Here is a 16,933-nt window from a genome sequence, read left to right on the forward strand (position 1 = left end):
CGCGTCGTGCCGGCACGAGCACGCCGGCAGGGGGCGTCACCAGCCGACGCGGGTGGGGGTGTCGTAGCGGGGGCGTTCGGCGACCGGCTCGCGCCAGCGGGACTCGGCGAGGCTCGGCGCCCACTGGCGCAACAGGGTCTCGGCCCCGTCGTACGCGACGCAGAGCACCGCCAGCACCCGCGCGGCGATCTCGGCGGCCTCCGTCCCGCCCGGCCCCGCCGCCCCCGGCGCGCGGGTCGGCACCGACGTCGCGGCGACCACGGTCACCGCCTCGGCGCAGCGCAGGACGTCGGCCAGCGCCCGGGCCAGTGCGAGCCGGCTGCCCTCCACCCAGTCGGCGAGCGCGTCGGCGTAGCCGGCCGTCGACTCCAGGCGGCCGACCAGGCTCTCCGGCCCATCGTCGAGGTGGCGCAGCAGGGCCGCCCGGGCCTGCCCGTACGACGACGCGGCCGGACCGGACCAGAGGACCGGGTCGGTCAGCGCGGCGGAGGCCTCGTCGTAGCCACGCACCAGGCGGCGGGCGGTGTGGCCGGCGGTCGCCAGCGGCGCCGGATGCAGATCGAGGAAGTTGCGGACGGCCTCGCCGGGAAGCACCTGCATCCGGCGCAGCAGCGGCCACACGCGGTGCCCCTCGGGGGCGCCGACGGCGAGCAGCGTGTCGACCCGGCGGAGCAGGTCGAGGCCGGGCTCGGCGAGCCGGTCCAGCGCGTCCATCACGCCTCCCCGGTCAGCCGGTAGCGCGCGGCGCGGTCGACGTCGGCGTAGTGGTCGGCGGCGGCCCGCACCGCCGCCGCGACGGCGGCCAGCCGTTGGGCGGCGACGTGGGCCTCCCGGGCCCGGTCGCCGGTCGCGGCGGTCCACTGCCGGTGCAGGGCCCGCCCGATCTCCCCGGGCCGGCCGGGGGCGTCGGCGCCGAACGCGGCCTGGGCCGGGTCGCCTGCGGTGACCGTGCGGGAGACGGTGGTCATGGTCTCGCTCGCCTCGTCGAGCCGGGCGGCGAGGGCGCGCAGGCTGTCCATCTCAGGCTCCCGCCAGCGGCCGGTAGGCGGCGAAGGTCTCGTTGTGCAGCTTCTCCCGGGCCCACTGGGCCGCGTCGGCCGCCGCCGTGACCGCCGCCTGCACCGAGCCGGCGACGTCGCGCGGGTTGCGGGAGTGCAGCGGGCCGCGGAAGCGCACGTCGGTGATCCGCCCGCCGGCGGTGACCACCACCTCGACCAGCCCGTCGGGCGATCGGACGGTGACCTCGACGGTCGACACCGCCTGGTCGAACTCGGCCTGGAGGGACTCGATCCGGCGGTAGCGCCGCACCGCCTCCTCGATCCAGGCCTCGTCGATCTCCCCCCGCGGCATCGGCGGACTCCTCCCGGAACAGGGAATCACTGTGCGTGCCGCCACGGTCACCACGGCACACCGGACCGTACCGCACAGCAATCGCGCCTGTCGATGCCTGTGGACGGCCGGTCCGGCCGGCGGGACCCATCCGCGCGGGACCAGCCCGCGCGGCCGGTGGTCGGCGGGCTCAGCCCTTCCAGAGCGCGAGCATCATCGCCTCGACGGCGATGCGGGGCTTCACGTTGGCCTCGATGGCCGCCCGGCACTCCAGCACCGCCTCCAGGCGGCGCAGCGTCCCCTCAGCGTCCCATTTCTGGGCGCCCGCCCCGGCCAGCGCCGCGGTGTCGGTGTGCACCGGCGCCACGGGGGCGCGCAACGCCATGGTGAGCGCGTCGCGGTAGAAGCCGGCAAGGTCGACCAACGCCCGGTCCAGCGCGTCCCGCTGCGCCCGGGTGGCCCGGGACCGCTGCCGCTTCTCCAGGTCCTTCAGCTGCCCGGCGGCGCCCCGGATCGCGCCGGCCGCCCCCCGCCCGGTGCCGCCGGCGCCGAGCGCGGTCTCCAGCGCCGCCCGCTCGGCCGCGTCGGCCTCCGCCACGGACGCCTCGGCCTCCGCCTCGGCCGCCTCGATCAGCGCCGACGCCGCGTCGAACGCGGCGCCCACGCCGGTCAGCCGGCGCGGCACCGCGAGCACGGCCTCCCGGCGCTTGCGCGCCTCCGGGTCGCGGGCCAGCCGCCGGGCCCGCCCCACGTGCCCCTGCGCGGCCGCCGCCGCCCACCGCGCCACGTCGGGCGTGACCCCGTCGCGGCGGACCAGCACCTCGGCCACCGCGTCGGGCGAGGGCTGCCCCAGCGGTACGACCCGGCAGCGCGACCGGATGGTCACGGAGATGTCCTCGGGGTGGGTGGACGGGGCGCAGAGCAGGAACACCGTACGCGGTGGCGGCTCCTCGATGGCCTTGAGCAGCGCGTTGCCGGCCGCCTCGGTGAGCCGGTCCGCGTCGGAGATGACCACCACCTGCCAGCGCCCGCCCGACGGGGTGCTGGCGGCGCGCAGCACCAGCGCCCGCATCTCGTTGACGCCGATGGAGAGCCCCTCCGGCACCACCATCCGGACGTCGGCGTGGGTGCCCGTCATCGTGGTGTGGCAGCCGGGGCACGCGCCGCAGCCGGTGCCGTACGCGCACTGGAGGGCGGCGGCGAAGGCCCGCGCCGCCACCGAGCGGCCCGACCCGGGCGGCCCGGTGAAGATCCAGGCGTGCGTCATCCCCGCCCCCGCGTCGGCGGCGGCGGACGTCGGCGGGCCGTCCGACTCCTCGGCGAGCGCGTCGGACCCGTCCCCGTCGGAGTCGGTCGTGGGCGCGACGGCGGCAGCGCGCAGCACGGCGGACGCCGCGGCGGCGGCGCGGCGCAGCGTGTCGACCGCCTCGTCCTGCCCGACCAGGTCGGCGAAGACGTCGGGCATCAGGTCCGGTGCTCCATCGGTACCAGCTCCGATTCGGATAACTCCGGCTGCACCGAGGTGTCCGGCCCGTGCGCGGGGCGGGGGTGCACGATGCCGCCGGGAGTGCCGAACATCTCCTCGATCCGCTGGGCCACCTGCCCGGCGATCTCCTCGACCGGGCGGGACGCGTCGAGCACGAGATAGCGCTTCGGGTCGGCGGCGGCGAGGTCGAGGAAGGCGTACCGGACCCGCTCGTGGAAGGCGACGGACTCGGCTTCCAGGCGGTCGGCCGCCTCGGCGCGGGCCGCCGCCCGGGCCAGGCCGGTGCGCGGGTCGACGTCCAGCAGCACCACCAGGTCGGGCTTGAGCCCGCCGGTGGCCCAGGACGACAGCCAGGAGACCTCGTCGACGGGGAGCGTGCGCCCCGCCCCCTGGTACGCCAGGGACGAGTCGACGTACCGGTCGCTGATCACCACCGCGCCCCGGACCAGCGCCGGCCGGACGACGGTGGCCACGTGGTGCGCCCGGTCGGCGGCGTAGAGCAGCGCCTCGGCGCGCGGCGACGGCCCGTCGGAGCCGGGCGCGCCGAGCAGCAGCGACCGGATCCGCTCGCCGACGGCGGTGGCCCCCGGCTCGCGCGTCACCACCACGTCGCGCCCCTGCCCGCGCAGCCGCTCGGCGAGCGCGGCGAGCTGGGTGGACTTGCCGGCGCCCTCGCCGCCCTCGAAGACCACGAAGAGGCCGGCGGAGACGAACGGCTCGGCCGGCATCAGCGGGCGGCCCCGGATCGAGCCCCAGAGGTCGGCCAGGACGGGGACGCCCTTCTTGTCGTCCATCTGCCCGAACGCGCTGATCCCGGCGAAGATGCCGGCGGCGCCGGCGGCGAGCAGCAGCAGTCGGGTGGACGAGATCGACACGCCCAGGTCGGCCAGCTCCAGCCGGCGCGAGCCGCCGACGCCGGCGAGCAGGCTGCCGAGGCCGATCGCGAGGATCAGCACCAGCCGGGTGCCGATCTGCACCACCGCGAAGACCCGGCCGCGCACCTCGTCGGCGATCTCCCCGCCGAGCAGGGTGGTGCCGGAGAGGAAGGCCATCCCGGCGCCCGCGCCGACCAGGATCGCGCCGACCATCGCCATGGAGAGGTGGATGGCGAAGGCCAGGGTCATCACCGAGGCGCTGGCCAGCACGATGCTCATGCCGAACCAGCGCCGCCGGGACATGTCCTTGACGATCATCGGGCCGAGCCCGATGCCGAGCGCGAGGCCGACGAAGATGGCGCCGAAGAGCAGGTAGAAGGCGGCGTCACCGGCGCCGAGCGAGATGGCGAAGAACTTGGCGGTGCCGATCACGATGCCGCCACCGGCGAACGCGCCGAAGATGCCGAGCACCAGGCCGCGCACCAGCGGGGTCTGGCCGATGTAGCGCCAGCCCTCCTTGAACTGGCGCAGCATGCTCTGCTCGCCCCCGCCCCGCTCGGCGGCCTGCCCCTGGCTGATCTCCTTGATGCCGTACGCCACCACCAGCGCGGTGGCCAGCCGGGAGAACGCGTTGAACCAGAGCGCCAGATCGGCCGGCTCGGCCCAGTCCGGCGCCGCGCCCCCGGTGACCCCCCGCACGATGCCGTCGAGCGCGGCGAGGATCAGCGCGGCGAGGACCGGGGTTAGGCCGTACGTGGTGATCAGCGTGAGCTGGTTGGCGGCCTCCAGCCGGGCGCGCGGGATCAGGTTGGGGACCGCGGCCTCCTTGGCCGGGATCCACAGCAGCGTGAGCGACTCGATCAGGAAGGTGGCGATCGCCGCCCAGAGGACCACCGCCCCGCCCGAGGCGCCGAGCAGCGCCACCAGCGGGATCGAGGCGAAGAGCAGGAACCGCAGCACGTCGCAGATGACCATGGTCCAGCGCCGGTCGAAGCGGTCGGCCAGCACGCCGGCGATCGGGCCGAGCACCAGCGCCGGCAGCAGCCGGATGGCGATGACGCCACCGAAGGCGGCGCCCTTGGCGGTGCTCCCCTCGACCTGGGAGGCGGCGAAGACGCTGGTGGCGAGCAGGCCGAACCAGTCGCCGAAGGAGGCCGCGCCGAGCACGATCCAGAGCCGGCGGAACGGGGTGATCCGCAGCACCGAGCGGATGCCCGCGTAGCCGGACAGGTCGGCACCGGACTTCTCGGCGGCGCCGCCGGACGGGTTCGGGGACGGCGACACGCCGGGCGACTCGCCGTTGAACTGGCTTTCGATGGCCGTACCTCCACGTGCCGGCCCATCGCTGGGCAGTCCCGGTGGAACACTCTAGACCCGGCGGGGACCCGCCCCGCCGCGACATTCTCCTGTTCGCCGAGCCTAGGCCGCCGTGACCACCGCCCGCAGCCCGGACAGACGCGAGGGTGTTTCGCATTGCCTCCCAGACAGTTAGCGTGCACACGTGGCCATCGAAAGCGACAAAGTTCGTGAGCGCCTCGACCGGGCGACCGCGCACCTCGACCCGCCGTACGCCGTCGTCGACCTCGCGGCCTTCGACGGCAACGCCGCCGCGCTGGCCGACCGCGCCGCCGGCAAGCCGGTCCGGATCGCCAGCAAGTCGGTCCGCGCCCGGGACCTGATCGGCCGGGCGCTGGCGCGACCCGGCTGGGCAGGCGTGATGGCCTTCACCCTGCCCGAGGCGAGCTGGCTGGTCCGCACCGGCGTGACCGACGACGCGCTGGTGGCGTACCCCACGGTCGACCGGGGGGCGCTCGCCGCGCTCGCCGCCGACCCGGCGCTCGCCGCGGCCGTCACGCTGATGATCGACGGCACCGACCAGCTCGACCTCGTCGACGCCGTGTGCCCGCCCGGCCGCCGCCCCGAGCTGCGGGTCTGCCTCGACCTGGACGCCTCCTGGCGGCCGCTGGGCGGGCGGGTGCACGTGGGGGTGCGCCGCTCACCGGTGCACAGCGCCCGGGCGGCCGGCGCGCTCGCCGCCACCGTCGCGGCGCGCGCGGGCTTCCGGCTGGTCGGGCTGATGGCGTACGAGGCGCAGATCGCCGGCCTCGGCGACGCGCCGCCCGGGCGGGCGGTGCTCGGCTCCGCGATCCGGCTGGCCCAGCGCGGGTCGTACCGCGAGTTGCTGGCCCGCCGGGGCGCGGCGGTGGCCGCCGTACGCGAACACGCCGACCTGGAGTTCGTCAACGGGGGCGGCACCGGCAGCGTGGCCGCGACCAGCGCCGATCCCGCGGTCACCGAGGTCACCGCGGGATCGGGCCTGTACGGGCCGACGCTGTTCGACGCGTACCGCGCCTGGCGCCCCACCCCGGCGGCGGCCTTCGCCTGCGCGGTGGTGCGCCGCCCGGGGCCCGGCCTCGCCACCGTGCTCGGCGGCGGCTGGATCGCCTCCGGCCCGGCCGAGGACAGCCGGCTGCCCCGGCCGTGGCTGCCGGAGGGCCTGAAGTTGATCGGCACCGAGGGGGCCGGCGAGGTGCAGACCCCGCTGGCCGGTTCGGCGGCCGGCGCCCTGCGGGTCGGCGACCGGGTCTGGTTCCGGCACGCGAAGGCCGGTGAGCTGTGCGAGCACGTCAACGAGTTGCACCTGGTCGACGGCGACACGGTCGTGGCCACGGTGCCCACCTACCGGGGTGAGGGCCACGCCTTCCTCTGATCCGCCGGCCCGGCGCGTCCCGGACCGTTCGCGCCCGGGCCGAAGCCCGCAGGCGGGCGCCGGCGCGGCCGGGTCAGCCGGGCTGGCCGGCGTCGGCCAGCGCGTCGACCTGGCGGTGCAGGTACTCCCGGATCAGCGCCTTGGCCTCGGCCAGCACCCGGTCGTCGCCCTCGGGCAGCCGGCGGAACGCCAGCTTGATCAGCGCGTCGGCCGCCTCCACGGCGATCTCGAGGTGGAACCGGAGATCGGGGACGTCCAGCCCGAAGCGCTCGGCGAGCACGCGGGCCAACTGGTCCGCGATCACCCCGTTGTTGTCCCGCTGCTCGTCGAGCAGGTGCAGGTCGACCACGTCGCCGAAGTGCAGGGTACGGAATCCCGGAACGGTACGGTGCATCGTGATGTACTCGTCGATGCCCGCGTCGACCCCGTCCCACCAGTGGGTCAGGTCGTCGGAGGCGAAGCGCTCGTCGAGCCGCTGGAGGTAGGACTCCATCGTGCGCAGGGTCAGCGCCTGCACGATCGCCCGCTTGTCCGGGAAGAACTGGTAGACCGACCCGATCGCCACCTCGGCACGCTCGGCGAGGAGGGTCGTGGTCAGTCCCTCGTACCCCACCTCGTCGACGAGTTCGGCGCAGGCGTCCAGCATCCGCTGGACCCGCGCGACACTTCGACCCTGCACCGGTACGCGGCGCAGCGGCCCGGCTGTGGCGGCTGGTGTGGACACTCGCCACCCCCCTTCGACGGATGAACATATCTGCACGTCACGGGTTCGTGACTACCGGTACAACGAGCAAACCTCGATTGCGGTATTTACCTGCTACAACGTTCCTGATATGAAGTCACTTCACGTTCATGTCGAGGAGTGCGCATGGCCGGCACCGCACCGCCCACCCTGGCAGGCTGGTCCAACTGGGCCGGCAACCAACGCGCCACCGCCACCGCCATCCTGCGCCCCACCTCCCTCGCCGACGTGGCCGACGCCGTGCGCGCCGCCGCGACGACCGGGGACCGGATCAGGGCGGTGGGCAGCGGCCACTCCTTCACCGGCGTCGCGGTCACCGACGGGCGGCGGATGGAACTGGCCGACCTCGACACCGGGGTACGGGTCGACGTCGATCGCCGACTGGTCACCGTACCGGCCGGGACCACCCTGCGCGCGCTCAACGATCTGCTCGCCGCCCACGGCCTGGCACTGCCCAATCTGGGCGACATCGACGCCCAGACGATCGCCGGGGCGATCTCCACCGGCACCCACGGCACCGGCGCCGGGTACGGCTGCCTCTCGACGTTCGTCGAGGCGCTCACGCTCGTCACCGGCACCGGCGAGGTGCTGCGCTGCTCCGCCGACGAGCACCCCGACGTCTTCGCCGCCGCCCGGGTGTCGCTGGGCGCGCTCGGCGTACTCGTCGAGGTGACCCTGCGCTGCGTGGACGCGTTCGTGCTCCTCGCCCACGAACGGCCCGCGCCGCTCGCCGCCGTGCTCGACGAACTGCCCTCGCTGGTGCGGGAGCACGACCACGCCGAGTTCTACTGGTTCCCCTACACCGATCGGGTGCAGGTCAAGACCAATGACCGGGTGCCCGCCGACGACCGGCCGCTGCCCCCGTGGCGCGGCTGGCTCGACGACGAGTTCCTGTCCAACACCGTCTTCGCCGGGGCCTGCCGGCTGGGCCGCGCCGTGCCGGCGCTCGCCCCGGGCATCAGCGCCGTCTCCGCCCGCGCGCTCACCGAGCGCCGCTACACCGGCCGCTCCGACCAGGTCTTCTGCACCCCGCGCCGGGTCCGCTTCTTGGAGATGGAGTACGCGCTGCCGCGCGACGCCCTGCGCGAGGCCCTCGACGCGCTGCGCCGGATCGTCGACGGGCTGCCGTTCAAGGTGCTCTTCCCGGTCGAGGTGCGCTTCACCGCCCCCGACGACATCTGGCTCTCCCACGGCTACGGGCGCGAATCGGCGTACGTGGCCGTCCACCAGTACGTCGGCATGCCGTACGAGCCGTACTTCCGGGCCTTCGAGCAGGTCGCCGCGAGCCTCGGCGGCCGACCCCACTGGGGCAAGCTGCACTGGCGCGACGCGGAGTCACTCGCCCCGGCGTACCCCCGCTGGGCGGACTTCCAGGCGCTGCGCGCCCGCCTCGACCCGCACCACCTCTTCACCAACCCCCACCTCACCCGAACCCTGGGCTGACCCCACCGCCGCCCGCCGCCCGCCGTTGGGGAGCGGCGCCGTTGGGGAGCGGCGAGATCTTGGCAGGAAGCGGCCCTCAGACGGGCCGGTAGCTTCCAAGATCTCGTTGCGGGGTCAGCCGGACCAGCCCGCTCTGCGCAGTGCCGTACGAAGTTGGGCCATGACCTCGGCCGGGTGGGCGCGGAGGGCCCAGGAAGGGAATCGGAGGACGCGATCCCCTTCGGCCCACAGGTCGTTCTGGCGGCGCATGTCGGCCCAGGCCGCACGCGGGTCGAGATGCTGTCCGCCGTCGATCTCGACGTGCACCTTCCACTCCTCGAAGTACGCGTCGAGGTAGCGGCGCCGGCCCGTGGCGTCGTACCTCATCTTCTGTCGAGTGGGTTCGGGCAGTCCGGCACGGCGGGTCAGGGTCAGGAAGTCCAACTCGGCCAGGGAGTGCGCCCCGCCGCCCGCGTCCGTGGCGACGCTCAGGATCAGTTTCCGGCGACGCAGCCGTGGCATCCGGTCGAGGACCTCGCGCAGGTCCTCCTCGGACACGATCCGTTGCTGGAAGCCTGCCGCGACGATCGCCCGGGCCTCCGCGTCGGTACGCGCCCACTGCGCCGCGTCCACGACCGACCGGGCGGGCATCGTCCGACGTGGCTGCCCGACGGCGAGCACGTCTCGCTCCGGCAGATGGGTCGTCCGGTGTGCCACCACTCGTTGCGGCAGCTCCCGCCGCCGGCCAGCCGGCAACAGGAGATGGACCGCCAAATCGGGAAAGCCGCGTAGGCCTCCCGCCTGGGCGGCCGTGAGCCCACCGAGCATCGCGCCCGGCCCGGCGGCCAGCACCGCGATCCACCGAAGCTGTGCGGGGCCGATCGGCCCGCTGTGGGCGACGAAGACGGCACGGTGAACGTGTCGCCACCGTCCGCTGGTCACCCGGTGCCGGATCGCCTTGTGGGTCAGGTGTCGAAGCGCCTGGTCGAGGCTGATCACCTCGTCCTGCCGGAAGAGCAACCAGGTCAATTCGTCGGCGTCGTCGCCGGGCACCGCCCGGCCCAGCGCCGCCAGGGATGGTGTGAAGCGGGCTATCACGCCCTCCACCCTGCCCACGCGGCACCGCCGCGCGCTGCCCCTGTGGACAAGGCAAGAGATCTTGGCAGGCGGTGGCCCTTCCAAGGGCCGGGACCTGCCAAGATCTGTTGCGGCAGCAGTTGCCGGCTAGCGGTGGGCGGTCAGTCGGGGCTGGTGGTGGCCTTCCGGGGGGCCGCCTTCTTGGCTGGGGCCTTCTTCGCCGTGGTGGCCTTGGCCGTCGTGGTCTTCTTCGCGGCCGTCGACTTGGTCGCCGCGGCCGTCTTCTTCGCCGCCGTGGCCTTCTTGGCCGGCGCCTTCTTCGCGGGTGCCTTCTTCGCGGCGGTCTTCTTCGGCGCCGGCCCCTTCGCCCGCTTCTCGGCGAGCATCTCGGAGGCCTCCTCGATGCTCAGCGCCTCCGGGGTCTGGCCGCGCCGCAGCGACGCGTTGGTCTCGCCGTCGGTCACGTACGGGCCGAAGCGGCCGTCCTTGATGACCAGCGGCTTCTCCGTCAGCGGGTCGACGCCCATCTCCCGCAGGGGCGGCGCGGCGGCCCGACGCTGGCGGGCCTTCGGGGCGGCCAGCAGGGCCAGCGCCTCGTCCAGCGTGACGGTGAACATCTTCTCTTCGGAGTCCAGCGAGCGGAACTCGTCGCCGCGCTTGACGTACGGGCCGTAGCGGCCGTTGTTGGCGAGCACCTCGGCGCCGTCCGGGGCCAAACCGACCACCCGGGGCAGGCTGAGCAGCTTCAGCGCCTCGTCGAAGGTCAGCGAGTCCGGCGACTGCGAACGCAGCAGCGACGACTTGCGCTCGCCGCTGGCCACGTAGGGGCCGAAGCGGCCCGACTTGAGCAGGATCGGCTCGCCGGTGGCCGGGTCGTCGCCGAGCTTGCGCTCGCCCCCGCCGCCGAGGAACAGCTCGTGCACCTTCTCGGGGGTCAGCTCGTCGGGCGCCAGCCCCTCGGGGATCGGCGCCCGGTCGCCCTGGCCGCCGCCCTCCTCGCCCTCGGCGGCCGGCGCCTGCTGCTCGCCCGGCACCGCCCGCTGGAGGTACGGCCCGTAGCGGCCCACCCGCACGACGACCTCGCGGCCCTCGTCGTCGGTGAAGAGCGGGATCGAGTTGACGCTGCGCGCGTCGATCTCGTTGAGGTTCTCGGTGACCAGCTTCTTCAGCCCGCCCGAGCGGGCGATGTCCTGGTCGCCGGCACCGTTGGCGCTGCCGAAGTAGAACGCGGTGAGGAAGTCGACGGCAGCGTGGTCACCACCGGCGATCTCGTCCAGCTCGTTCTCCATGCTGGCGGTGAAGTCGTAGTCGATCAGGCGCGGGTAGTGCCGCTCCAGCAGGCCGATCACCGCGAACGCCAGGAAGGTCGGGATCATCGCCTGGCCGCGCTTGGTCACGTAGCCGCGGTCCTGGATGGTCTGCATGATCGACGCGTACGTCGACGGGCGGCCGATGCCCAGCTCCTCCAGTGCCTTGACCAGCGACGCCTCCGTGTAGCGCGACGGCGGCTGGGTGTGGTGGCCCTGCGCGGCCAGCTCGTCGGCGGTGAGCGGCTGGTCCTTGACCAGGTTGGGCAGGCGGCGCTCGGCGTCCTCGGCCTCGGCGTTCTCGTCGTCGCTGGACTCGACGTACGCCCGCAGGAAGCCCGGGTCGGTGATGGTCTTGCCGGTCGCGCCGAAGTCGGCCTCCTCCTGGGCGGAGGAGACGGCGCGGATGCGCACCGAGACGCTGGAGCCGACGGCGTCGGTCATCTGCGAGGCGATGGTGCGCCGCCAGATCAGCTCGTAGAGCTTGAACTCCTCGGCCGACAGCTCCTTGGCCACGTCGCCCGGGGTGCGGAAGTTGTCCCCCGCCGGGCGGATCGCCTCGTGCGCCTCCTGCGCGTTCTTCACCTTGCCGGTGTAGCGGCGCGGCTCCGGCGGCACGCTGCGCTCGCCGTACAGCTCGACGATCTGCCGGCGGGCCGCCGCGATGGCGGTCTCCGACAGGTTCACCGAGTCGGTACGCATGTAGGTGATGTAGCCGTTCTCGTAGAGGCGCTGCGCGGTGCGCATCGTCTGCTGCGACGAGAACCGCAGCTTGCGGGCCGCCTCCTGCTGGAGGGTGGAGGTGATGAACGGCGCGTACGGGCGGCGGCGGTAGGGCTTCTCTTCGACCCGGGTGACGGTGAACGGCCGGCCCTCCAGGCGGGCCGCGAGCCCCCGGGCGCCGCCGGAGTCGAGGTGCACGACGCCGGCGCCGGCCTTCACCCGGCCGGTGGTCGGCTCGAAGTCCTTGCCGGTGGCGATCCGGTCACCGTTCAGCGCGACCAGGGTGGCGTTGAAGGTGCGCGGCCCCTCACCGGCGTTCGCGACGGCCAGCGTGGCCAGGATGTCCCAGTATTCCGCCGTGCGGAAGGCCATCCGCTGCCGCTCGCGCTCCACCACGATCCGGGTCGCCACGGACTGCACCCGGCCCGCCGAGAGCTTCGGCATGACCTTCTTCCACAGCACGGGTGAGACCTCGTAGCCGTAGAGGCGGTCGAGGATGCGCCGGGCCTCCTGGGCGTCGACCAGGTCCCGGTCGATCTCGCGGGGGTTGGCCACCGCGGCCTGGATGGCCGGCTTGGTGATCTCGTGGAAGACCATCCGCTTGACCGGCACCTTGGGCTTGAGGGTCTCCACCAGGTGCCAGGCGATCGCCTCGCCCTCGCGGTCCTCATCCGTCGCCAGGAAGATCTCGTCGACCTCCTTGGCGAGCTTCACCAGCTTGCTGATCTGCTGCCTGCGGTCGGCGGAGACCACGTAGAGGGCGTGGAAACCGTTGTCGACGTCCACCCCGAGACGGGCCCAGGGCTCGCCCTTGTACTTCGCCGGCACGTCGGCGGCGTTGCGCGGGAGGTCCCGGACGTGGCCGAAGCTGGCCTCCACGACGTACCCCGGGCCGAGATAGCCCGAGATCGTCTTGGCCTTCGCCGGTGACTCGACGATGACCAGACGGGTGGTTCCAGCTTTGCTCGGCACGTCTCTCCCCGACCTCACTCCTGCTCGTAGCCACCGGCGCCCGGTTCGGGCCGCATTCGGCCCGCCGACCCCCGGCGGTCCGGATGTCCAACGTAACGCGCCGCCCGCGTTTCGGGTTTCGCGGGCGGCAAACCGTCCCGTGGGGCGGCCTCTTCGATCCACCGGCGGCTGGGCGTGCCGGACGGCGCCACCGTACACCGTGCGTGTGCCGTCGGGCGGGACACTGTGACGATGGCGGACCCTCGGCCGAGGCGTCACCCGGCCGTTTTCTGCGAAATTGCGCACTTGCTGTCCCGCATCGGACAGGCGCGACCGGCTCGACAGGGCGGGCGCCGCCGGGCGGTCAGGAGCGGGCCGGCCACTCCGTCGCGGGGGCGGTGGGCGGCGGGTCGCCGACCAGCTCGGCCAGGCGGGCGAGCCGCCGGCGGCCGGTGATCCGGTACGCCGGCCCGCCCTCGCCGGGCCCGAGCAGCGCCCCGGAGAGGCCGACCGCGTCGAGCGCCCCGCCGACCGGCCCCCAGCACTCCTCGTCGTCGGCGCCGAGCCCGAGCAGGAAGCCGGACGGCTCGGCGGCCCCGGCCGCGGCGAGCCAGATCCGCAGCCGCCGCCCGTTGAGGTGGAGGCCGGCGGGCGGTCGCTTGCCGGTGCCGCGCAGCCAGGCCACCGCGAGCGGCTTGAGGGTGCGCGCGTACGAGGTGCGCACCGCGTGCCGGCCGTCGGCGGTCGCCTCCCAGGTGGCCGCCACCCCGCGCAGCGCCAGCTCGGCGATGAGCACGTGCACCCGCCAGGCGGCGTCGACCACGACCGAGAGCCGGGCCGTGCCGCCCATCCGGACCACCTCGCCCGGGCCGGCCAGCAGCCCGGCGAGGTCGGCGAGGGACGGGTCCGCCGCCTCCGCGCCGAAGAAGGTCAGCTGCCGGGCGGAGCCGTCGGCGTCGGCCGGCGGGGGTGCGGCGGTACGGCGGGCGGCCGGCGCGACCCGCTCCGCGGGGGCCGGGAAGAGCACGGGCAGCGCCTCGCCGCCCGCCGGGTCACCGGTCCCGCTCAGCGACACTCCGGCACCTCGTCGAAGGCGCGTTTCAACTCCTCGGAGTTGAGCCGGCTGGTGTCGAGCGCGCTGGCGTCGTACTCCTTGTTCAGGGTGTCCACGGCGGCGCGGACGCCGTCGTAGAAGACGGTGGGCTGGCCGGTGCCGAGCCCGTCGATGGTGTCGCGGGCCCTGCCGTACGCGTCACGCATCTTGGCCAGCGACGTGCGGAAGCCGGCGGAGACCTCCTCGCCCTGCTCGGCCTCCGGGACGCCGGCCTCCTCGACCTTGCGTCGGGCGGTCTCGCTGGCCTGCTCGGCGCCCCCGAAGAGCCGCACCAGGTTCTCCTTCGCCTGCGCCGGGGTGGTCTGGGCGGTCATCTGCTGGTCGGTGCTGCTGGTCAACTTGCTGATCTCGGCCCGCCACGGGGTGAGCGCGGAGCAGACCGACGCCGCCCACGCCCGCGGGCTGGGGCCGCCGCCGCAGCCGGCGAGCACGAGTACGAGCGTGGCCAGGACCACCGTGAGCTTTCCGGCGGCTGCCGCCCGGCACGTGCGCATGCGTTGCAGCGTACGGCCTCTGTCGAGTCGCGGCACCGGACAGGTTTGCCGGGCGGACGGGCGGTCCCCGGCCGGCCACGCGGGCCGACCGGGGACCGGGACACCGGACGGATCAGGCGTTGACCGTTTCCGGCCGCTGGCCGGGGCTGCCCGCGCCCGAGCCCGAGTCGGAGTCGGACATCGCCACGCCCTTGCGCTTGCTGAACACCACCGCCGCGACGATGATCAGCGTCGCCACCACGGCGATCCCCACCCGCAGGGCGGTGTTCCGCTCGTCGCCCACGCTCCAGGCCACCACGGCCGGCGCGATCAGCAGCGAGACCAGGTTCATCACCTTGATCAGCGGGTTGATCGCCGGACCGGCGGTGTCCTTGAACGGGTCGCCGACGGTGTCGCCGATGACCGTGGCGGCGTGCGACTCGGAGCCCTTGCCGCCGTACGCGCCGTCCTCGACGAGCTTCTTGGCGTTGTCCCAGGCGCCGCCGGAGTTGGACAGGAAGACCGCCATCAGCGTGCCGGCGCCGATCGCACCGGCCAGGTACGCCGCCAGCGCGCCCGGCCCGAGGCCGAAGCCCACCGCGATCGGCGCGAGGATGGCGAGCAGCCCGGGGGTGATCAGCTCGCGCTGCGCGTCCCGGGTGCAGATGTCGACGACCTTGCCGTACTCGGGGCGTTGGGTGCCGTCCATGATGCCGGGCAGTTCGCGGAACTGGCGGCGTACCTCCATCACGACCGCGCCGGCCGAGCGGGAGACCGCGTTGATGGCCAGGCCGGAGAAGAGGAACACCACCGCGGCGCCGATGATCAGGCCGACCAGGTTGCGCGGGTTCGCCACGTTCAGCGAGTTGAGGATCTCGGCGCCGACGTCGCCCACCCCCGCGTCGGAGTACGCGCTGCGCAGCGTGTCGGTGTACGAGCCGAACAGCGCCGTCGCGGCGAGCACCGCCGTGGCGATCGCGATGCCCTTGGTGATCGCCTTGGTGGTGTTGCCGACCGCGTCCAGCTCGGTGAGTGTCCGGGCGCCGTGCTCGTCGATGTCGCCGGACATCTCCGCCACGCCCTGGGCGTTGTCGGAGATCGGGCCGAAGGTGTCCATCGCGACGATCACGCCGACCGTGGTCAGCAGGCCGGTGCCGGCCAGCGCCACGGCGAACAGCGAGAGCGTGATGGAGCTGCCGCCGAGCAGGAACGCGCCGAACACGCCGGCGCCGATCAGCAGCGCCGAGTAGACCGCCGACTCCAGGCCGACGCTGATGCCGGCGAGGATGACGGTGGCGGCGCCGGTCTGCGAGCTCTTGCCGATGTCCTGCACCGGGCGCCGGTTGGTCTCGGTGAAGTAGCCGGTCAGCGCCTGGATCGCCGCCGCCAGCACGATGCCGATGACGACCGCGCCGATGGCGACCACCCGCGGGTTCTCGCTGACGTCGGTCAGCCCGCCCTCCAGCTCGGCGAAGGTGGCCGGCAGGTACGCCCACGTGGCGATCGCCACGAGCACCGCGGAGAGCACCGCCGAGATGTAGAAGGCCCGGTTGATCGCGGTCAGGCCGTTGCGGTCGGAGGCGCGCAGCCGGGTGATGAAGACGCCGACGATCGCGATGAGCACGCCGATGGTGGAGACGATCAGCGGGAAGACCAGGCCCTGCTCGCCGAACGCGGCGCGGCCGAGGATCAGCGCGGCGACCAGGGTGACCGCGTACGACTCGAAGAGGTCGGCGGCCATGCCGGCGCAGTCACCCACGTTGTCGCCCACGTTGTCGGCGATGGTCGCGGCGTTGCGCGGGTCGTCCTCGGGGATGCCCTGCTCGACCTTGCCGACCAGGTCGGCGCCGACGTCGGCGGCCTTGGTGAAGATGCCGCCGCCGACCCGCATGAACATGGCGAGCAGCGCGGCGCCGAAGCCGAAGCCCTCCAGCACGGTCGGCGCGTCGCTGCGGTAGAACAGCACGACCAGCGCGGCGCCGAAGAGGCCGAGGCCGACGGTGAGGAAGCCGACCACGCCACCCGTACGGAAGGCGATCTTCATCGCGGCTTCCCGGCCGCCCTCGCGCTCCCGGGCGGCGGCGGCCACCCGCAGGTTGGCCCGGGTGGCCAGCCACATGCCCGCGCCGCCGATGAACGCGCTGAACAGCGCGCCCACGACGAAGAAGACGGACCGGCCGATCTTCACCGCCGTCTCGCTGCCGTCGGTGTCGTGCACCGGCAGCAGGAAGAGCAGCACCACGGCGACGACCACGAAGATCGCCAGGGTCCGGAACTGCCGCAGCAGATAGGCCGAGGCGCCCTCCTGGACCGCGCCGGAGATCTCCTGCATTTTGTTGGTGCCCTTGCCGGCGGCCAGCACGGCCTTCGTCAGCGCGCCGGCGAAGGCGAGCGCCACCAGCGCGATGACCGCGGCGATGACGACGTACGTGACGTTGTTTCCGGTGAGGGAGATCCCGCCGCCCTCGGCGGCCAAGGTGTCGGACATCTGTGTCCTCCTGTACCGAACGCTCGCGCCGGCCGGTGGAGACGCACCGCCCGGCGCCTGGATGCGGAGTCGCAAGCGCGCGCCACCCCACCCCGGGCGGACCAGCGATGAACAACCGTTCCCGCTGGCTGCGGGATGGATCACTTGCTGACAACCCGCGTACTGTAGCCCTCCACAGTGTTGGAGGTCACACCGAGGGGGCACCCCGGGCCGATGATCTTCGTCGCTGTGTTATG

The 16,933-nt window shown here is 73.8% G+C and carries 13 protein-coding genes; 2 read left to right on the plus strand and 11 right to left on the minus strand.

Translation table 11 applies throughout. The features are described from left to right. Positions 1-36 precede the first annotated feature (36 nt). The 5 genes from GA0070610_RS25485 to tmk form a co-directional block, all read right to left on the minus strand. Complete coding sequence (locus tag GA0070610_RS25485; protein ID WP_089003736.1) at positions 37-714, minus strand: hypothetical protein; 678 nt, start codon at positions 712-714, stop codon at positions 37-39. Further along, on the minus strand, positions 714-1,019 hold the full coding sequence (locus GA0070610_RS25490; protein WP_089002387.1) for a hypothetical protein: 306 nt from the start codon (positions 1,017-1,019) through the stop codon (positions 714-716). The genes GA0070610_RS25485 and GA0070610_RS25490 overlap by 1 nt, the downstream gene beginning before the upstream one ends. Before the next feature lies 1 nt (position 1,020). After that, positions 1,021-1,350 (minus strand): YbaB/EbfC family nucleoid-associated protein, encoded by a 330-nt coding sequence (locus GA0070610_RS25495; protein ID WP_089002388.1) that lies wholly within the window; start codon positions 1,348-1,350, stop codon positions 1,021-1,023. Positions 1,351-1,519: 169 nt separating this feature from the next. Then, positions 1,520-2,794, minus strand: a complete 1,275-nt coding sequence (locus GA0070610_RS25500; protein ID WP_089002389.1) for a DNA polymerase III subunit delta' — start codon at positions 2,792-2,794, stop codon at positions 1,520-1,522. Further along, a complete protein-coding gene (tmk, locus tag GA0070610_RS25505; protein ID WP_231926239.1) occupies positions 2,794-4,857 on the minus strand; it encodes a dTMP kinase in 2,064 nt (687 codons plus the stop codon). Before tmk ends, GA0070610_RS25500 begins: the two co-directional genes overlap by 1 nt. A gap of 334 nt (positions 4,858-5,191) precedes the next feature. Here tmk and GA0070610_RS25510 point away from each other — a divergent pair, with 334 nt between their 5' ends. After that, positions 5,192-6,400 (plus strand): type III PLP-dependent enzyme domain-containing protein, encoded by a 1,209-nt coding sequence (locus GA0070610_RS25510; RefSeq protein WP_089002390.1) that lies wholly within the window; start codon positions 5,192-5,194, stop codon positions 6,398-6,400. A gap of 73 nt (positions 6,401-6,473) precedes the next feature. Here the strand turns inward: GA0070610_RS25510 and GA0070610_RS25515 are convergent, their stop codons facing one another. Beyond that, positions 6,474-7,046 carry a TetR/AcrR family transcriptional regulator gene (locus GA0070610_RS25515; protein WP_089002391.1) on the minus strand — a complete coding sequence of 191 codons (573 nt, stop codon included), beginning with the start codon at positions 7,044-7,046 and terminating at the stop codon, positions 6,474-6,476. Between the two features lie 222 nt (positions 7,047-7,268). Here GA0070610_RS25515 and GA0070610_RS25520 point away from each other — a divergent pair, with 222 nt between their 5' ends. After that, the gene (locus GA0070610_RS25520; RefSeq protein ID WP_089002392.1) at positions 7,269-8,585 is read left to right on the plus strand and encodes a D-arabinono-1,4-lactone oxidase; all 1,317 of its coding nucleotides are present in this window, start codon (positions 7,269-7,271) and stop codon (positions 8,583-8,585) included. A gap of 114 nt (positions 8,586-8,699) precedes the next feature. Here GA0070610_RS25520 and GA0070610_RS25525 read toward each other — a convergent pair whose 3' ends face one another. The 5 genes from GA0070610_RS25525 to GA0070610_RS25545 form a co-directional block, all read right to left on the minus strand. Then, complete coding sequence (locus tag GA0070610_RS25525; protein ID WP_231925810.1) at positions 8,700-9,662, minus strand: DUF559 domain-containing protein; 963 nt, start codon at positions 9,660-9,662, stop codon at positions 8,700-8,702. A 140-nt stretch (positions 9,663-9,802) separates the two neighbouring features. Further along, on the minus strand, positions 9,803-12,643 hold the full coding sequence (topA, locus tag GA0070610_RS25530) for a type I DNA topoisomerase (RefSeq protein ID WP_089002393.1): 2,841 nt from the start codon (positions 12,641-12,643) through the stop codon (positions 9,803-9,805). Between the two features lie 343 nt (positions 12,644-12,986). Further along, entirely contained in the window at positions 12,987-13,697 is a 711-nt protein-coding gene (locus GA0070610_RS25535) for a hypothetical protein (protein WP_172896594.1), read from the minus strand. Then, positions 13,688-14,230: a hypothetical protein gene (locus GA0070610_RS25540; RefSeq protein WP_089002394.1), complete on the minus strand. Its 543-nt coding sequence runs from the start codon at positions 14,228-14,230 to the stop codon at positions 13,688-13,690. Before GA0070610_RS25540 ends, GA0070610_RS25535 begins: the two co-directional genes overlap by 10 nt. 112 nt (positions 14,231-14,342) lie before the next feature. Next, a complete protein-coding gene (locus GA0070610_RS25545) occupies positions 14,343-16,697 on the minus strand; it encodes a sodium-translocating pyrophosphatase (protein WP_089002395.1) in 2,355 nt (784 codons plus the stop codon). Positions 16,698-16,933: the final 236 nt, after the last annotated feature.

The organism is Micromonospora echinofusca (genome assembly GCF_900091445.1).
Lineage (GTDB): Bacteria > Actinomycetota > Actinomycetes > Mycobacteriales > Micromonosporaceae > Micromonospora > Micromonospora echinofusca.